The following is a 14,508-nucleotide window of genomic DNA, read 5'->3' as shown; positions in this document are numbered from 1 at the left end:
GAGATCGTAAGCATGGCTTTCAGAAACTGGCGGATCGGAATGCATATCCAACAGGATAGCATTGCCATTGTCGCGCTACTGCATGAGCGCTCACACTGGGCACTGCGCCGCTGGTGGCGCATTCCGCTGCCGCCAGGTCTGGTGCGGCAGGGGATGGTGGAGGACGTTAGCGCCCTCGGCTCACGGCTGGCCGACTGGCGGCGGGAGCTACCGGTGCAGCATCAGATCAGTATCGCCTTTCCCGCGGCTCGCACGCTGCAAAAACGCCTGCCTTATCCCCAGTTCGCCCTGCGAGAGCGGGAACAGGCGACGTGGATAGCCAGCGCCATGACCCAACAGCTGGCGATGCCCGCCTCCTCTCTATGTATTGATTATGCGCCCACCTCGCGGGATGACGGCTGGCAGGTGACGGCGGCGCAGCGGCTGGATATCAATGTTCTGCGGGAGCTGGCAGGGCGGCTGCGGCTGCGGGTGGCGGCCATCGTACCGGATGCCAGCGCGCTCGGCGCCTTTTTCCCCTGGGTGACGGCAGCAGAGCAAGGCCTGGCGTGGCGGGATGAAAAGTACTGGCTATGGGCGACCCAGGAGGCCTGGGGCTGTGACGCCTGCGATGCGATAGGATCCTTAAGCCAGCTGGCGGGGCAACTTCAGGTTCCTCTGCGCCTGTGCGCTGATGCGGGCGACGAGGGCAGTCGTTTTGATGTCTGGCAGGTGGTTCACCGCCGGCAGCCTCCGCTGCCAGCCGACGGCGATCGCTACGCCATTGCCCTTGGGCTGGCGCTGGGAGGCGGGCGCCATGACGTATGTCGTTAATCTTCTCCCCTGGCGTGACCTGCGTCGCCGCCAGCGCCTGCGCTACGCCCTGTTGTTAGCCACCGGTATCGTGCTGCTGGTGGGGACGACTCTGCAGGCGGGGCGAACAGCGGGTCTACAGCGCGACGCCCTGGCGAGGATCCACACGACAGCCGACGCAGCGTTGCTCGCCTCGCTCAAACAGCGCGAACAGGCGATGCGCGAGGCATGGCAGCAGCATCAACGCCAGCGCGAGCAGCGCCAGCGCAGATCGACGATCGCCGCCTGGCAACCCCGACTAATGGCGCTCGCGGCAGGCCTGCCCGCTCAGGCATGGCTGACGCGGCTGGAGTACCAGGGGGCGCGCCTGACGCTGGATGGTCTGGCCCTCAACCTGCAGGCGCTGGCCCGGGTGGAGGCTGCTCTGGCCAGCGTCGCGGGATTCGCGCCGGCTAAAGCCGGCGGAACGCAGCGCGACGCCGAGGGGCGCTGGCGGTTCAGTTTTACCCTGTCGGGAGCGCGCACCGATGCGGATTAACACCCGGCGCACCCGGGCGGGGCTGTTGATCCTGCTCGCGATGGGGCTGATGGGGGGCAGCGTGGCGCTCTGGCGCGATGCCCCCCAGCCGCTGGCGGCGCTGTCCCGCGATGGCGCTCTGCAAACGCAGTGGCGGCGGATCATGGCGCTGCGCATCCCCGCCGGTGAAAGTTCCGGGGAACGCATCGACAAGCAGCCGTTCTCGCCCATCGCCATTCCGCTCGCCGGCGCGAAGCTAATCGCCTGGCATCCGCAGGGGAGCGGCGGTGAGATGGCGCTGACTCTCTCCTGGCCGACGGTACCCGCCCTGTTCTCATGGCTGGCGCGCTGCGGGATGAACCCGCGTTCGTTCTCGCTGGAGCGCGAGGGGCAGGCGCTGCGCATGCGGCTGCAGCTGGAGGCGGAAGATGGGCGGTAAATGCTGGATTTTTCTGTGGTTGCCGCTGTCGCTGCTGGCGGCCGGGCGCGATCCTTTCCTGCCGGTTGAAGATCCTTGCCGCACGGCGCAGCTGTCGCAATGGCGCTATGGCGGCGCGGCCGGCGATGGCGCAGGCTGGACGGGGTTTTTGCAGGACGGAAGCGGCATGTGGCGACGGGTACGCCTGGATGAGCAATTGCCCACGGGCTGGCGGGTGAGTCGGCTGACGGCCGGCGAGCTGGACATCGTCACGCCCCCGGGATGTGAACCGCCAGCGTGGCGCTGGCAACGTGAAGGAAAACAAGATGATGCGATGGATAAGCCTGCTGCTTCTGCTGCTACCGCTGGCGGTGGTCGCCGCGCGAAATGACAAGCCGGTTTCGCTGGTCGTTGACGACGCGCCAGTGGCCCAGGTGCTGCAAGCCCTGGCCGAAATGAACCATAAGAACCTCGTTGTCGCACCGGACGTCAGCGGCACGCTCTCCCTGCGCCTGCAGAAGGTCCCCTGGACCCAGGCGCTGCGGGCAGTGGCGGATAGCGCAGGCCTCTCTTTGCAACAGCAGGGGACGGTCATCTACGCGCATACGCAGGCCTGGCAAAAAGCCAATCTGGCGCAGCGCGAAGCTGAACAGGCGAAACGTCTGCAGAACCTGCCGCTGCTGGCGGAGAGCGTGACGCTGCACTATGCCGATGCCGAGGAGCTGGCTAAAAGCGGCGGTAAGTTGCTTAGCGCCCGGGGAAACCTGATGGCGGACAAGCGGACCAATCGGCTGCTGATCCGCGATGATGCGCGGCATCTGCCGGCGCTGAAGGCCTGGGCGCAGGAGATGGATCTGCCGGTCGGACAGGTGGAGCTGGCCGCCCATATCGTGTCGATGAGCGAAACCAGCCTGCGTGAACTGGGGGTGAAGTGGCGGCTGGCGGAGGCTGAAAGCACCCCGGGATCCGGGCACATCACCACCCTAAGCAGCGATGTGTCGGTCAACGATGCCAGCACCCGCGCAGGCTTTAACATCGGCAAAATTAACGGGCGCTTGCTTGAGCTGGAGCTTTCCGCGCTGGAGCGCAAGCAGCAGGTCGAGATTATCGCCAGTCCTCGTTTGCTCGCCTCCCATATGCAGCCCGCCAGCATCAAGCAGGGGAGCGAGATCCCCTATCAGGTCTCCAGCGGTGAAAGCGGCGCCACGTCGGTGGAGTTTAAAGAGGCGGTGCTGGGCATGGAGGTGACGCCGACGGTGCTGCAGCAGGGGAGAGTGCGGTTGAAGCTGCGAATAAGCGAGAACACGCCAGGTCAGGTGCTGAAGCAGGATAACGGCGAGGCGCTGGCCATTGATAAACAGGAGATCGAGACCCTGGTGGAAGTCCGCAGCGGCGAGACCCTGGCGTTGGGCGGCATCTTTTCGCAGAAAAACAAAACCGCCCGCGACAGCGTCCCGCTGCTTGGCGATATCCCGGTGCTGGGGCGTCTGTTTCGCCGCGACGGGAAAGATAATGAACGCCGTGAACTGGTTGTCTTTATTACGCCACGGATTCTGGCAGTACGTTAAGCAGGTTTTTCATGCTAAACACGTTTCAGGTGTTTGACGTGAGGACGGATTTAGCATACAAGGGGTACCGATTTGAGAGTCGGGTACGACATCAATCCTCCCTTTATTGTCCGGCGATTTTATTCAGTTGCCAAACCAGCCGGAGTATTGAGATAATTTTTAGTCTGACTCTCGCTCTATTGCATATGAGGTTTCAGTTCATGCCCTGCGGCGCTGGGTGTCTGCGAAGCGGGTTTATCATTAACGAATAGTCTTAGTAGTACCGAAAAAATGGCAGAGAAACGCAATATCTTTCTGGTTGGGCCTATGGGTGCCGGCAAAAGCACTATTGGGCGCCAGTTAGCCCAACAGCTCAACATGGAATTTTACGATTCTGATCAAGAGATTGAGAAACGCACTGGCGCTGATGTGGGCTGGGTCTTCGATGTTGAAGGCGAAGAAGGCTTCCGCGACCGTGAAGAAAAAATTATCAATGAGTTGACGGAAAAACAGGGGATTGTGCTGGCGACTGGCGGCGGCTCTGTAAAATCCCGTGAAACGCGTAACCGTCTCTCCGCCCGCGGCGTGGTGGTCTACCTGGAAACAACGATCGAGAAGCAGTTGGCCCGTACGCAGCGCGATAAAAAGCGTCCTTTGCTACAAGTCGATGCGCCGCCTCGTGAAGTACTGGAAGCGCTGGCTGACGAGCGTAACCCGCTGTATGAAGAGATCGCCGATGTGACTATCCGCACAGACGATCAGAGTGCGAAAGTCGTCGCGAACCAGATTATTCATATGCTGGAAAGCAACTGATTCTGGCTTAATAAAAGTGCGTCAGAGTAAAAGTCATTGAGGTGGATGTCGCGTTATGGAGAGGCTTACTGTTACCCTCGGGGAACGTAGTTACCCGATTACCATCGCGGCTGGTTTGTTTAACGATCCAGCTTCCTTCCTGCCACTCAAGTCGGGCGACCAGGCTATGCTGGTCACCAACGAAACGCTGGCGCCGCTTTATCTGGATACCGTCCGCTCTGCACTGGAGCAGGCAGGGGTCAACGTTGACAGCGTGATCCTGCCCGACGGCGAGCAGTATAAAAGCCTGGCGGTGATGGATACCGTATTTACCGCGCTGTTACAAAAACCCCATGGCCGCGACACCACGCTGGTGGCGCTCGGCGGCGGTGTTATCGGTGATTTAACCGGTTTCGCCGCGGCAAGCTATCAGCGCGGCGTGCGTTTTATCCAGGTCCCTACCACCTTGCTGTCGCAGGTCGACTCGTCGGTCGGCGGCAAAACCGCAGTGAACCACCCTCTCGGCAAAAACATGATTGGCGCCTTCTGGCAGCCGGTTTCCGTGGTGGTTGATCTTAACTGTCTGAAGACGCTTCCGAAGCGCGAACTCGCTTCCGGACTGGCTGAGGTCATCAAGTATGGGGTGATCCTCGACGGCGCATTCTTCAGCTGGCTGGAAAACAACATTGATGCCCTGCTGGCGCTGGATGAAAAGGCCATGGCGTACTGCATTCGCCGTTGCTGTGAGCTGAAAGCGGAAGTTGTGGCTGCCGACGAGCGTGAAACCGGGTTACGTGCTTTACTCAATCTTGGACATACCTTCGGCCATGCTATCGAGGCTGAAATGGGCTACGGTAACTGGCTGCACGGCGAAGCGGTGGCGGCAGGTATGGTGATGGCAGCGCATACGTCCGAGCGGCTGGGGCAGTTCCGCTCGCAGGATACTCAGCGCCTTATCGATCTGCTCAAGCGTGCAGGTTTACCGGTACGCGGCCCGCAGGAAATGAGTGCGCAGGCGTATTTGCCCCATATGATGCGCGATAAGAAAGTACTGGCTGGCGAAATGCGGCTGGTGCTCCCGCTCGCAATAGGAAGCAGCGAGCTGCGCGGCGGAGTGCCGCATGATGTGGTTCTTGGCGCGATTGCTGATACTCAGCAGGCGCAACAATAAGAAGGTCTGGCCGCGTTCGCGCGGCGTTATCATTTCGGGTGATGTGCAATAATCGTGAGCATAAGCCTTTTAGTGGGGTGTTAAATGGATGATTTCAAACCAGAAGACGATATGAAAGCCGATCGCAACGATCGTCGTGCTGGTCGTTCCCGTCAGTCTTCCGAGCGTGATGCCGATCCGCAGATCAATTTTGACGATGTTGATCTTGATGCCGATGAAGGCCGTCCGACGCGCGCCGGCAAGGCCCGTCGTGAGCGTGAAGAGGAAGAGTTCGAAGAAGAACTGGATGCGGAAGATGAGGAGATGCTCGAAGAGCAGCCTGTAGAGCGTCGTCCGCGTAAGCGTAAAAAAGCGCCGGCGAAACCCGCTTCCCGCCAGTACATCATGATGGGCGTGGGGATTCTGGTGCTGTTGCTGTTAATCGTAGGTATCGGTTCCGCGCTGAAATCGCCATCTTCGTCCAGCCAGCAGACCGCTTCCGGCGAGAAGAGCATTAATCTATCTGACGACCAGTCCGCCAGCACGCCAGCTGCCGGCCAGGATCAGACAGCCGCCAATACCACCACACAGCAGGACGTCACGGTACCGCCTATTGCCGCGAACCCGACCCAGGGCCAGGCAGCGGCAGAGCCGCAGGGCCAGCAGCGTGTTGAAGTTCAGGGCGATCTGAATAACGCGCTGACCCAGCAGCAGGGCCAGCTGGACGGCGCCGTAGCTAACTCGACGCTGCCAACTGAACCGGCAACCGTCGCGCCGATCCGTAATGGCGCCAGTGGCGCCGCGGCGCCGCGCCAGACGACCGAACGTCAGACGGCGGCAACGCCGCGTCCGGCCGAGCGTAAGCACACCGTCATCGAAGCGAAGCCGCAGCCGAAACCACAGGCGGTGGCGAAAGCGCCGGTAGAAACGAAACCGGTCCAGCCGAAGCATGTTGAAAGCGCGGCCACTACCGCTCCGGCGAAAACGACCGTCAGCGAAAGTAAACCGGCAGCCACCGCGCAGAGCAAACCAGCCACGACCGCGACGACCGCAGCGCCAGCTGCAACGGCAGCCGCGGCAGCGCCGGCGGCGAAGAGCGGTAAAACGGCAGGTGACGTCAGCTCGATGAAATCTGCGCCGTCGGGTAACTATACCCTGCAGCTCAGCAGCTCCTCTAACTATGAAAACCTGAACAACTGGGCGAAGAAAGAGAAGCTGGACAGATATGTTGTCTATGAAACGTCGCGTAACGGCCAACCGTGGTACGTGCTGGTGAGCGGTATCTATTCATCGAAAGATGAAGCGAAACGCGCGGTCACCTCGCTGCCGCCGGACGTGCAGGCGAAAAATCCATGGGCAAAACCACTGCATCAGGTTCAGGCTGATCTGAAATAATGCCGTGGGGTAGTCTTAAGCGCAGGATGCTGTCGGAGCTTTCTCCACAGCCGGAGAATGTGTAATTAGTTAGGCAGCATGAAAAAGAATCGCGCTTTTCTAAAGTGGGCAGGGGGGAAGTACCCCCTGCTTGACGATATTAAAAAGCATTTGCCGGAAGGTGAGTGCTTAATCGAGCCCTTTGTGGGCGCCGGGTCGGTATTTCTCAATACCGACTTTTCTCGTTATATCCTCGCGGATATCAACAGTGATTTAATCGGCCTGTACAACATCGTCAAATTGCGCACCGACGAGTATGTCGCTGCCGCCCGCGAGATGTTTACCCCGGAAAACAACGTCGCTGAGCGCTACTACCAGTACCGAGATGAATTCAACCAGAGCCAGGATCCGCTGCGTCGCGCGGTGCTGTTCCTGTATCTGAACCGTCACGGCTACAACGGCCTGTGTCGCTACAATTTGCGCGGCGAATTCAATGTGCCGTTTGGCCGCTATAAGAAGCCCTATTTCCCCGAGGCTGAGCTCTATCATTTTGCCGACAAGGCGCAAAACGCTGAGTTTTACTGCGAATCTTATGAAGAGTGCATGCAGCGTGCGGATAGCCGCACGGTGGTGTATTGCGATCCGCCCTATGCGCCATTGACGGCGACGGCGAACTTTACCGCCTACCACACTAACAGCTTCAACCTGGAGCAACAGGTGCTGCTGGCGCAAAAGGCGGAATCGCTGATGAAGAAACGGATCCCGGTGCTGATTTCCAACCACCGCACGCCGTTGACGCAGGAGTGGTATAAAAACGCGGCAGAAACGCATATTGTGAAGGTTCGGCGCAGCATCAGCAGCAACGGTGGTACGCGTAAAAAGGTGGACGAGCTCTTAGCGCTCTACCGTCCGCCTAAGACCAAATAAATTTCAAGGAGATGCGGATGAAGCAGTATTTGATTGCCCCTTCGATTCTGTCGGCTGATTTTGCCCGTCTGGGTGAGGATACCGCGAAGGCGCTGGCGGCGGGTGCGGATGTCGTGCACTTCGACGTCATGGACAACCACTACGTGCCGAACCTGACGATTGGCCCGATGGTGCTGAAGTCGCTGCGTAACTACGGTATTACCGCGCCGATCGACGTCCACCTGATGGTGAAGCCGGTCGACCGCATCATTCCTGATTTTGCCGAAGCTGGCGCCAGCATCATCACCTTCCACCCGGAAGCCTCCGAACACGTCGACCGCAGCCTGCAGCTTATCAAAGAGCACGGCTGTAAAGCGGGCCTGGTGTTTAACCCCGCGACGCCGCTGAGCTATCTCGATTACGTGATGGATAAGCTGGACGTGATCCTGCTGATGTCGGTTAACCCGGGCTTTGGCGGCCAGTCCTTTATTCCGCAGACGCTGGATAAACTGCGTGAAGTGCGCCAGCGCATCGATGCGTCCGGCTACGATATTCGCCTGGAAGTGGATGGCGGAGTGAAAGCGAGCAATATCGGCGAAATCGCCGCGGCGGGTGCGGATATGTTCGTTGCCGGTTCGGCGATCTTCGGCCAGCCGGACTACAAGAAAGTCATTGATCACATGCGTAATGAATTAGCGAAGGTAAGTCATGGATAAATTACAGGCGATCCGCGGCATCGCGTTTGATCTCGACGGCACGCTGGTGGACAGCGCGCCGGGTCTGACCGCCGCCGTTGATAACGCCCTCTACGCCCTGGAGCTGCCGGTGGCGGGAGAAGAACGCGTCGTGACCTGGATCGGCAACGGCGCCGATGTTCTGATGGAGCGGGCGCTGACCTGGGCTCGTCAGGAGCGTGCAACGTTACGTGCGGCGATGGGCAAGCCTTCCGTCGACGATCATGATATTCCGCAAGACGAACAGCTGCGCATTTTGCGTAAACTGTTTGACCGCTATTACGCCGAAGCGGCGGAAGAGGGCAGTTTCCTGTTTCCGGCAGTGGCCGATACGCTCGGCGCGCTGCAGGCCAAAGGCCTGCCGCTGGCGCTGGTGACCAATAAGCCGACGCCGTTCGTCGCCCCGCTGCTGGACGCGCTCGATATTGCGAAATATTTTACCGTGGTGATCGGCGGCGATGACGTACAGAACAAAAAGCCGCATCCGGAACCGCTGCTGCTGGTGGCGCAAAAGCTCGGCCTGACGCCGGAGGCGCTGCTGTTCGTCGGCGATTCCCGTAATGATATTCAGGCGGCCAAAGCGGCAGGCTGCTGCTCTGTTGGCCTGACCTACGGCTATAACTATGGCGAACCGCTTGCGCTGAGCGAGCCGGACTATCTCTTCGACCAGTTTAATGAACTCTTACCCGCTCTCGGGTTACCGCACAGTGAAACTCAGGAATTGAAACATGACTAAGCCCATCGTTTTTAGTGGCGCACAGCCCTCAGGTGAACTGACCATTGGCAACTACATGGGTGCGCTGCGTCAGTGGGTAAACATGCAGGACGATTACCACTGCATCTATTGCATCGTGGACCAGCACGCCATCACCGTGCGCCAGGATCCGCAGCAGCTGCGTAAGGCGACGCTGGACACCCTGGCGCTGTATCTGGCCTGCGGCATCGACCCGCAGAAAAGCACTATTTTCGTTCAGTCTCACGTGCCGGAACATGCCCAGTTAGGCTGGGCGCTGAACTGCTACACCTATTTCGGCGAACTGAGCCGCATGACCCAGTTTAAAGACAAGTCCGCGCGCTACGCGGAGAACATCAACGCCGGTCTGTTTGATTATCCGGTACTGATGGCCGCTGACATTCTGCTGTACCAGACCAACCAGGTTCCGGTGGGCGAAGATCAGAAACAGCACCTTGAACTGAGCCGCGATATCGCCCAGCGTTTTAACGCCATCTACGGCGATATTTTTAAAGTGCCTGAGCCGTTTATCCCTAAATCCGGCGCGCGCGTGATGTCGCTGCTGGAGCCGACGAAAAAGATGTCCAAGTCCGACGACAACCGCAACAACGTCATCGGCCTGCTGGAAGACCCGAAATCGGTGGTCAAGAAGATCAAACGTGCGGTCACCGACTCCGACGAGCCGCCGGTGGTGCGCTACGACCTGAAAGAGAAAGCGGGCGTCTCCAACCTGCTGGATATCCTCTCCGCGGTCACCGGGAAAACCATTCCTGAGCTGGAGCAGCATTTCGAAGGCAAAATGTATGGCCACCTGAAAGGCGAAGTCGCCGAAGCGGTATCGGGCATGCTGATTGACCTGCAGGAGCGCTATCACCGTTTCCGTAACGACGAAGCGTTTCTCAATCAGGTGATGAAGGACGGCGCAGAAAAGGCCAGCGCGCGGGCTTCTCAAACCCTGAAAGCGGTATACGAAGCGATTGGCTTTGTCGCCAAGCCGTAAGCGACGCAACAGCTAAAAAGGGCGGGATTATCCCGCCCTTTTTTATGCCTGTCGTTCACGCCGTCAGGCGAAGGTTAATGGTTCGAAAACCAGTTCAGTTTATCCCGCAGACCGACCACGCGGCCGACAATGATCAGCGCCGGGCTGGCCATCTGCTGCGCCAGAATATCTAGCTGTCCTAAGGTGCCGCTGACCACTTTTTGCGTCACGGCGGTGCCGTTCTCGACGATGGCGGCAGGCATATCTTCCGCCATGCCGTGGGCGATAAGCTTCTCGCGGATCGCCGGCGCCTGGTTCAGACCCATGTAGAACACCAGGGTTTGCTTCTCCACCGCCAGGTTCGCCCAGTCCAGCTCGCCGCCGGTTTTCAGATGGCCGGTGACCAGGCGGACGCCTTGGGCGAAATCGCGATGGGTCAACGGGATCCCCGAGTAGGCGGAGCAGCCGGAGGCGGCGGTGATGCCGGGCACAACCGAGAAGGGGATCCCCGCCTCGCAGAGGGTCTCCAGCTCCTCTCCGCCGCGGCCAAAGATAAAGGGATCGCCGCCTTTCAGCCGGACCACGCGTCTTCCTTTTTGCGCTTCGCGCAGCAGGATCTGGTTGATCTCCTCCTGCGGCACGCAGTGATAGCCTGAGCGCTTGCCGACGAACACCCGGTCGGCATCGCGGCGCACCAGATTCATAATGTCGTCGGAGACCAGCCGGTCATAGACCACCACGTCGGCCTGCTGGATCTGCTGCAGGCCCTTGAGCGTGAGCAGCCCGGCGTCACCAGGGCCGGCGCCAACCAGGACGACCTCGCCGCGATGCTCTAACGGCTCGGTCAGCAGCTGCTCGGTGGTATCCGCCACCGCCTGCCGATCGTCATTGGCCAGCGACTGCGCCAGCCGGTCGTTAACGAACAGCTTCTCCCAGAAGCGGCGGCGTTCGCCTACGGTGGCAAACTGCTGCTTCACGCGCGCGCGCAGATGGCCGGCGTAGCGGGCCAGCTGGCCAAGATGCAGGGGTAAGACTGACTCCAGCTTCTCGCGCAACAGGCGCGCCAGCACCGGGGATGTCCCGCCCGAGGAGACGGCGACCATCAGCGGCGAGCGGTCGATAATGGACGGCATGATAAAGCTGGCCTGGCGTGGGGCATCCACCACGTTACAGAAGATACGCCGCGCTTCGGCCGCGTCGCTGACCTGCTGGTTCACCGTCTCATTATCGGTAGCGGCGATGGCCAGCCAGCAGTTGTCCAGCAGCGAGGGGATAAACTCCCCCTGCACCAGGGTTAGCATCTGTGAATCGGCCCACACATGAAACTGCGGGGTAAAGTCGAGCGCATTGACCGTGACGTTTGCGCCAGCATCCAGCAGCAGACGGGCCTTGCGTTCGGCGACATCCCCGCCGCCAACCAGTAAACAATCACGCTGGCGCAACTGGCAGAATATGGGTAAGTGATCCACAGAATAACCTCATAAAAATAAGGGGTAGAAAATGAGTGGTCGTAGAATAGCAGCAAAGGTAATACAAAACATGCGACATATCCCGCACTCATGCGCTGTCGGTCAGAAGTGTTACTTATATCTCCCCCCGTGGCCGGGGGGAGGATGCGGGACTCACGCCTTAAGCTGAACGTGGCCGTCTTTTACCCGGGCGTCGAAACGGGCGATAGAGTGGCTGGCATCTTCCATACACAGGCCGTCGCTCAGGCGGAAACGTTGTTTTTTCAGCGGGCTGGCAACCCACAGGGCGCCGTCATGCTCGGCGATAATGCCGCGAGACAGTACGCTGGCGTTAAAGAACGGATCAATGTTGCTGATAGCGAACACCCTGTCGTCATGATAGGGACGGAAGATCGCCACCTGCTGCTGACCGAGCAGGGCGCAGACGCCGGTGGCGGGCAGGATGTCGTCAATGTTGCAGATGTTTACCCACTGGCTCATGCTTTTTCCTCCACCAGAGTAACCGGGATGCGCTCATACGGCGTGGCCGGGCGATGCTGGTCACGTTCTGGCACCACCTGAACGTTCGGGTCGCGCTGGTCGCTGTTGATAAAGTGTTTGAAGCGGGTCTGCGCCGCCGGGTTATTGACGGTCTCGGTCCACTCGCAGGCGAAGGCGGCGCGCAGGCGAGCCAGCTCCTCTTCCAGATGGTCGTTCAGACCGAGCTTGTCATCGATGATGACGCTGCGCAGATAGTCGATCCCGCCTTCCATGTTGTCCAGCCACGGCGCGGTGCGGGTCAGCTTATCGGCGGTGCGGATGTAGAACATCATAAAGCGGTCGAGATACTTAATCAGCGTCTCGCGATCGAGGTCCGCGGCCAGCAGATCGGCGTGGCGCGGCTTCATCCCGCCGTTACCGCACACGTACAGGTTCCAGCCTTTCTCGGTGGCGATGATCCCGACGTCTTTGCCCTGGGCTTCCGCACATTCGCGGGTACAGCCGGAGACGCCGAACTTCATTTTGTGCGGCGTACGGATGCCTTTGTAGCGATTTTCCAGTTCGACGCCGAAGCCGACGCTGTCGCCGACCCCGTAGCGGCACCAGGTGCTGCCGACGCAGGTTTTCGCCATCCGCAGCGCTTTGGCGTAGGCGTGGCCGGTTTCGAAGCCCGCTTCAATCAGCTGCCGCCAGATCTCCGGCAGGTCGTCTTTCTGCGCGCCAAACAGGCCGATGCGCTGGGAACCGGTGATTTTGGTGTACAGATTGAATTCACGAGCGATACGGCCCACGGCGACCAGCCCTTCCGGCGTGATTTCGCCGCCCGCGGAGCGCGGAATGACCGAGTAGGTGCCATCTTTCTGGATGTTGGCGAGGAAGTTGTCGTTGGTGTCCTGCAGCGGCGTGTGCTGAGGCTTGAGGACGTACTCATTCCAGCAGGAGGCCAGCAGGGAGCCGACGGTCGGTTTACACACTTCACAGCCGTAGCCCTGGCCGTGTTTGGCCAGCAGTTCGTCGAAGGTTTTGATGCCTTCCACGCGGATCAGGTGGAACAGCTCCTGGCGGGAGTAAGAGAAATGTTCGCACAGGTTGTTGTTGACCTCGATACCCTGTTTCGCCAGCTCGGCGTTGAGCACCTGGGTGACCAACGGGATACAGCCGCCGCAGCCGGTACCGGCCTTGGTTTCCGCTTTCAGCGCCGCGACGGTATGGCAGCCTTTATTGATGGCGGCGATCAGGTCGCCTTTGCTGACGTCGAAGCAGGAGCAGATTTGCGCGCTGTCCGGCAGTTTATCGACGCCGATCGACGGCTTGCCGCTGCCGGCGTGGGCCGGGAGGATCAGCGAATCCGGATTCTCCGGCAACTCGATGGCGTTCAGCACCAGTTGCAGCAGGTTGCCGTAGTCGCTGGTGTCGCCGACCAACACCGCGCCGAGCAGGGTTTTGTTGTCGGCGCTGACGATCAGACGCTTATAAACTTCTTTGCTTTCGTCGAGATAGACGTAGCTACGGGCGCCCGGCGTGCGGCCGTGGGCATCGCCGATACCGCCCACGTCTACACCCAGCAGCTTCAGCTTGGCGCTGAGGTCGGCGCCGGTGAAGCTGTTTTCACTGCCGAGGAGGTGGTCGACGGCCACCTGGGCCATTTTATAACCCGGCGCGACGAGGCCATACACGCGGTTGTTCCAGCTGGCGCATTCGCCGATGGCATAGATATCCGGGTCGGAGGTCTGGCAGCTATCGTTGACCATGATGCCGCCGCGCTGGGCAACCGCCAGTCCGCACTGGGTGGCCAGTTTATCGCGCGGGCGGATCCCGGTAGAGAAGACGATGAAATCGACCTGCAGCTCGCTACCGTCGGCGAAGCGCATGGTTTTGCGCGCCTCGGTGCCCTGCTGAACGATCTCTTTGGTGTTTTTGCTGGTGTGAACTTTCACGCCCATGCTTTCAATTTTGCGCCGCAGCTGCTCGCCGCCCATCTGGTCGAGCTGCTCGGCCATCAGCATCGGCGCGAATTCGATAACATGGGTTTCGACACCGAGGTTTTTCAGGGCGCCTGCGGCTTCCAGGCCGAGCAGGCCGCCGCCGACCACCGCGCCGCGTTTGCTGCGACGGGCGCAGGATTCAATGGCGTTAAGATCTTCAATGGTGCGATAGACGAAGCAATCCTGAGTTTCCGCGCCTTTAATCGGCGGGATCCAGGGGTATGAGCCGGTCGCCATAATCAGCTTGTCGTAGAACACCGTGCGCCCGGCGCTGGAGTGGATCACTTTCTCCTGGCGGTTGATGGTGATGGCCCGTTCGCCGACCAGCACCTTGACGCCGTGTTTCTCATAGAAACCTTCGCGGACCAGCGACAGCTCTTCTGCGGTATGGTGGGAGAAATAAGACGACAGGTGGACACGGTCGTAGGCGATACGCGGTTCTTCACAGAACACGGTAATGTCGAACTGTCCGGCAGGCGCCTTATCGAGAAGCTCTTCGATAAAGCGATGGCCAACCATGCCGTTACCGATAATAGCGATTCTGACTTTGCTCATTTTTGCCTCGATTTCTTTTCTATTACCGCCTACCTTAACGATTCAGCCATCAGGCTTATTGATGCAAATCAATGACA

At 59.8% G+C, this 14,508-nt stretch carries 15 protein-coding genes; 12 read left to right on the top strand and 3 right to left on the bottom strand.

Annotated features, from left to right (window positions below):
- Positions 1-12 precede the first annotated feature (12 nt).
- The 12 genes from ACLH1U_RS21330 (at position 13) to trpS (ending at position 9,963) form a co-directional block, all read left to right on the top strand.
- Entirely contained in the window at positions 13-813 is an 801-nt protein-coding gene (locus ACLH1U_RS21330; protein WP_411299451.1) for a pilus assembly protein, read from the top strand.
- Positions 797-1,330 carry a PilN domain-containing protein gene (locus ACLH1U_RS21325; protein ID WP_411299450.1) on the top strand — a complete coding sequence of 178 codons (534 nt, stop codon included), beginning with the start codon at positions 797-799 and terminating at the stop codon, positions 1,328-1,330. Before ACLH1U_RS21330 ends, ACLH1U_RS21325 begins: the two co-directional genes overlap by 17 nt.
- Positions 1,320-1,748 (top strand): pilus assembly protein PilO, encoded by a 429-nt coding sequence (locus tag ACLH1U_RS21320; RefSeq protein ID WP_411299449.1) that lies wholly within the window; start codon positions 1,320-1,322, stop codon positions 1,746-1,748. The genes ACLH1U_RS21325 and ACLH1U_RS21320 overlap by 11 nt, the downstream gene beginning before the upstream one ends.
- Positions 1,738-2,118 carry a HofP DNA utilization family protein gene (locus ACLH1U_RS21315; RefSeq protein WP_064154974.1) on the top strand — a complete coding sequence of 127 codons (381 nt, stop codon included), beginning with the start codon at positions 1,738-1,740 and terminating at the stop codon, positions 2,116-2,118. The genes ACLH1U_RS21320 and ACLH1U_RS21315 overlap by 11 nt, the downstream gene beginning before the upstream one ends.
- Positions 2,054-3,295, top strand: coding sequence for a DNA uptake porin HofQ (gene hofQ / locus ACLH1U_RS21310; protein ID WP_032429004.1), 1,242 nt, complete (start codon positions 2,054-2,056; stop codon positions 3,293-3,295). The genes ACLH1U_RS21315 and hofQ overlap by 65 nt, the downstream gene beginning before the upstream one ends.
- 270 nt (positions 3,296-3,565) lie before the next feature.
- Positions 3,566-4,087 (top strand): shikimate kinase AroK, encoded by a 522-nt coding sequence (gene aroK, locus ACLH1U_RS21305; protein WP_002920267.1) that lies wholly within the window; start codon positions 3,566-3,568, stop codon positions 4,085-4,087.
- Positions 4,088-4,142: 55 nt separating this feature from the next.
- On the top strand, positions 4,143-5,237 hold the full coding sequence (aroB, locus tag ACLH1U_RS21300; protein ID WP_023291192.1) for a 3-dehydroquinate synthase: 1,095 nt from the start codon (positions 4,143-4,145) through the stop codon (positions 5,235-5,237).
- Between the two features lie 84 nt (positions 5,238-5,321).
- Complete coding sequence (gene damX / locus ACLH1U_RS21295; RefSeq protein WP_032429003.1) at positions 5,322-6,611, top strand: cell division protein DamX; 1,290 nt, start codon at positions 5,322-5,324, stop codon at positions 6,609-6,611.
- 78 nt (positions 6,612-6,689) lie between these two features.
- Complete coding sequence (gene dam, locus ACLH1U_RS21290; protein WP_004202178.1) at positions 6,690-7,517, top strand: adenine-specific DNA-methyltransferase; 828 nt, start codon at positions 6,690-6,692, stop codon at positions 7,515-7,517.
- A gap of 17 nt (positions 7,518-7,534) precedes the next feature.
- Positions 7,535-8,212, top strand: a complete 678-nt coding sequence (gene rpe, locus ACLH1U_RS21285; RefSeq protein ID WP_023291190.1) for a ribulose-phosphate 3-epimerase — start codon at positions 7,535-7,537, stop codon at positions 8,210-8,212.
- A complete protein-coding gene (gene gph, locus ACLH1U_RS21280; protein ID WP_023291189.1) occupies positions 8,205-8,966 on the top strand; it encodes a phosphoglycolate phosphatase in 762 nt (253 codons plus the stop codon). Before rpe ends, gph begins: the two co-directional genes overlap by 8 nt.
- A complete protein-coding gene (trpS, locus tag ACLH1U_RS21275) occupies positions 8,959-9,963 on the top strand; it encodes a tryptophan--tRNA ligase (RefSeq protein WP_002920253.1) in 1,005 nt (334 codons plus the stop codon). Before gph ends, trpS begins: the two co-directional genes overlap by 8 nt.
- 74 nt (positions 9,964-10,037) lie before the next feature.
- Here trpS and cysG read toward each other — a convergent pair whose 3' ends face one another.
- The 3 genes from cysG to nirB form a co-directional block, all read right to left on the bottom strand.
- The gene (gene cysG / locus ACLH1U_RS21270) at positions 10,038-11,411 is read right to left on the bottom strand and encodes a siroheme synthase CysG (RefSeq protein WP_023291188.1); all 1,374 of its coding nucleotides are present in this window, start codon (positions 11,409-11,411) and stop codon (positions 10,038-10,040) included.
- A 153-nt stretch (positions 11,412-11,564) separates the two neighbouring features.
- Positions 11,565-11,891 (bottom strand): nitrite reductase small subunit NirD, encoded by a 327-nt coding sequence (gene nirD, locus ACLH1U_RS21265; RefSeq protein ID WP_023291187.1) that lies wholly within the window; start codon positions 11,889-11,891, stop codon positions 11,565-11,567.
- Positions 11,888-14,431 carry a nitrite reductase large subunit NirB gene (nirB, locus tag ACLH1U_RS21260; RefSeq protein WP_411299448.1) on the bottom strand — a complete coding sequence of 848 codons (2,544 nt, stop codon included), beginning with the start codon at positions 14,429-14,431 and terminating at the stop codon, positions 11,888-11,890. The genes nirD and nirB overlap by 4 nt, the downstream gene beginning before the upstream one ends.
- Positions 14,432-14,508 lie beyond the last annotated feature (77 nt).

Source organism: Klebsiella sp. 1SOBk5mer (assembly GCF_046603115.1).
Classification (GTDB): Bacteria; Pseudomonadota; Gammaproteobacteria; order Enterobacterales; family Enterobacteriaceae; genus Klebsiella; species Klebsiella quasipneumoniae.
Note: the sequence above shows the minus strand (reverse complement) of the source record. Positions and strands in the feature narration are given on the sequence as shown.

Coding starts and splice junctions, on each gene's coding strand:
- damX (WP_032429003.1), top strand. CDS start 5,322: ATGGATGATTTCAAACCAGAAGACGATATGAAAGCCGATCGCAACGAT.
- aroB (WP_023291192.1), top strand. CDS start 4,143: ATGGAGAGGCTTACTGTTACCCTCGGGGAACGTAGTTACCCGATTACC.
- gph (WP_023291189.1), top strand. CDS start 8,205: ATGGATAAATTACAGGCGATCCGCGGCATCGCGTTTGATCTCGACGGC.
- ACLH1U_RS21325 (WP_411299450.1), top strand. CDS start 797: ATGACGTATGTCGTTAATCTTCTCCCCTGGCGTGACCTGCGTCGCCGC.
- aroK (WP_002920267.1), top strand. CDS start 3,566: ATGGCAGAGAAACGCAATATCTTTCTGGTTGGGCCTATGGGTGCCGGC.
- ACLH1U_RS21330 (WP_411299451.1), top strand. CDS start 13: ATGGCTTTCAGAAACTGGCGGATCGGAATGCATATCCAACAGGATAGC.
- trpS (WP_002920253.1), top strand. CDS start 8,959: ATGACTAAGCCCATCGTTTTTAGTGGCGCACAGCCCTCAGGTGAACTG.
- ACLH1U_RS21320 (WP_411299449.1), top strand. CDS start 1,320: ATGCGGATTAACACCCGGCGCACCCGGGCGGGGCTGTTGATCCTGCTC.
- nirD (WP_023291187.1), bottom strand. CDS start 11,891: ATGAGCCAGTGGGTAAACATCTGCAACATTGACGACATCCTGCCCGCC.
- dam (WP_004202178.1), top strand. CDS start 6,690: ATGAAAAAGAATCGCGCTTTTCTAAAGTGGGCAGGGGGGAAGTACCCC.
- rpe (WP_023291190.1), top strand. CDS start 7,535: ATGAAGCAGTATTTGATTGCCCCTTCGATTCTGTCGGCTGATTTTGCC.
- nirB (WP_411299448.1), bottom strand. CDS start 14,431: ATGAGCAAAGTCAGAATCGCTATTATCGGTAACGGCATGGTTGGCCAT.
- ACLH1U_RS21315 (WP_064154974.1), top strand. CDS start 1,738: ATGGGCGGTAAATGCTGGATTTTTCTGTGGTTGCCGCTGTCGCTGCTG.
- hofQ (WP_032429004.1), top strand. CDS start 2,054: ATGATGCGATGGATAAGCCTGCTGCTTCTGCTGCTACCGCTGGCGGTG.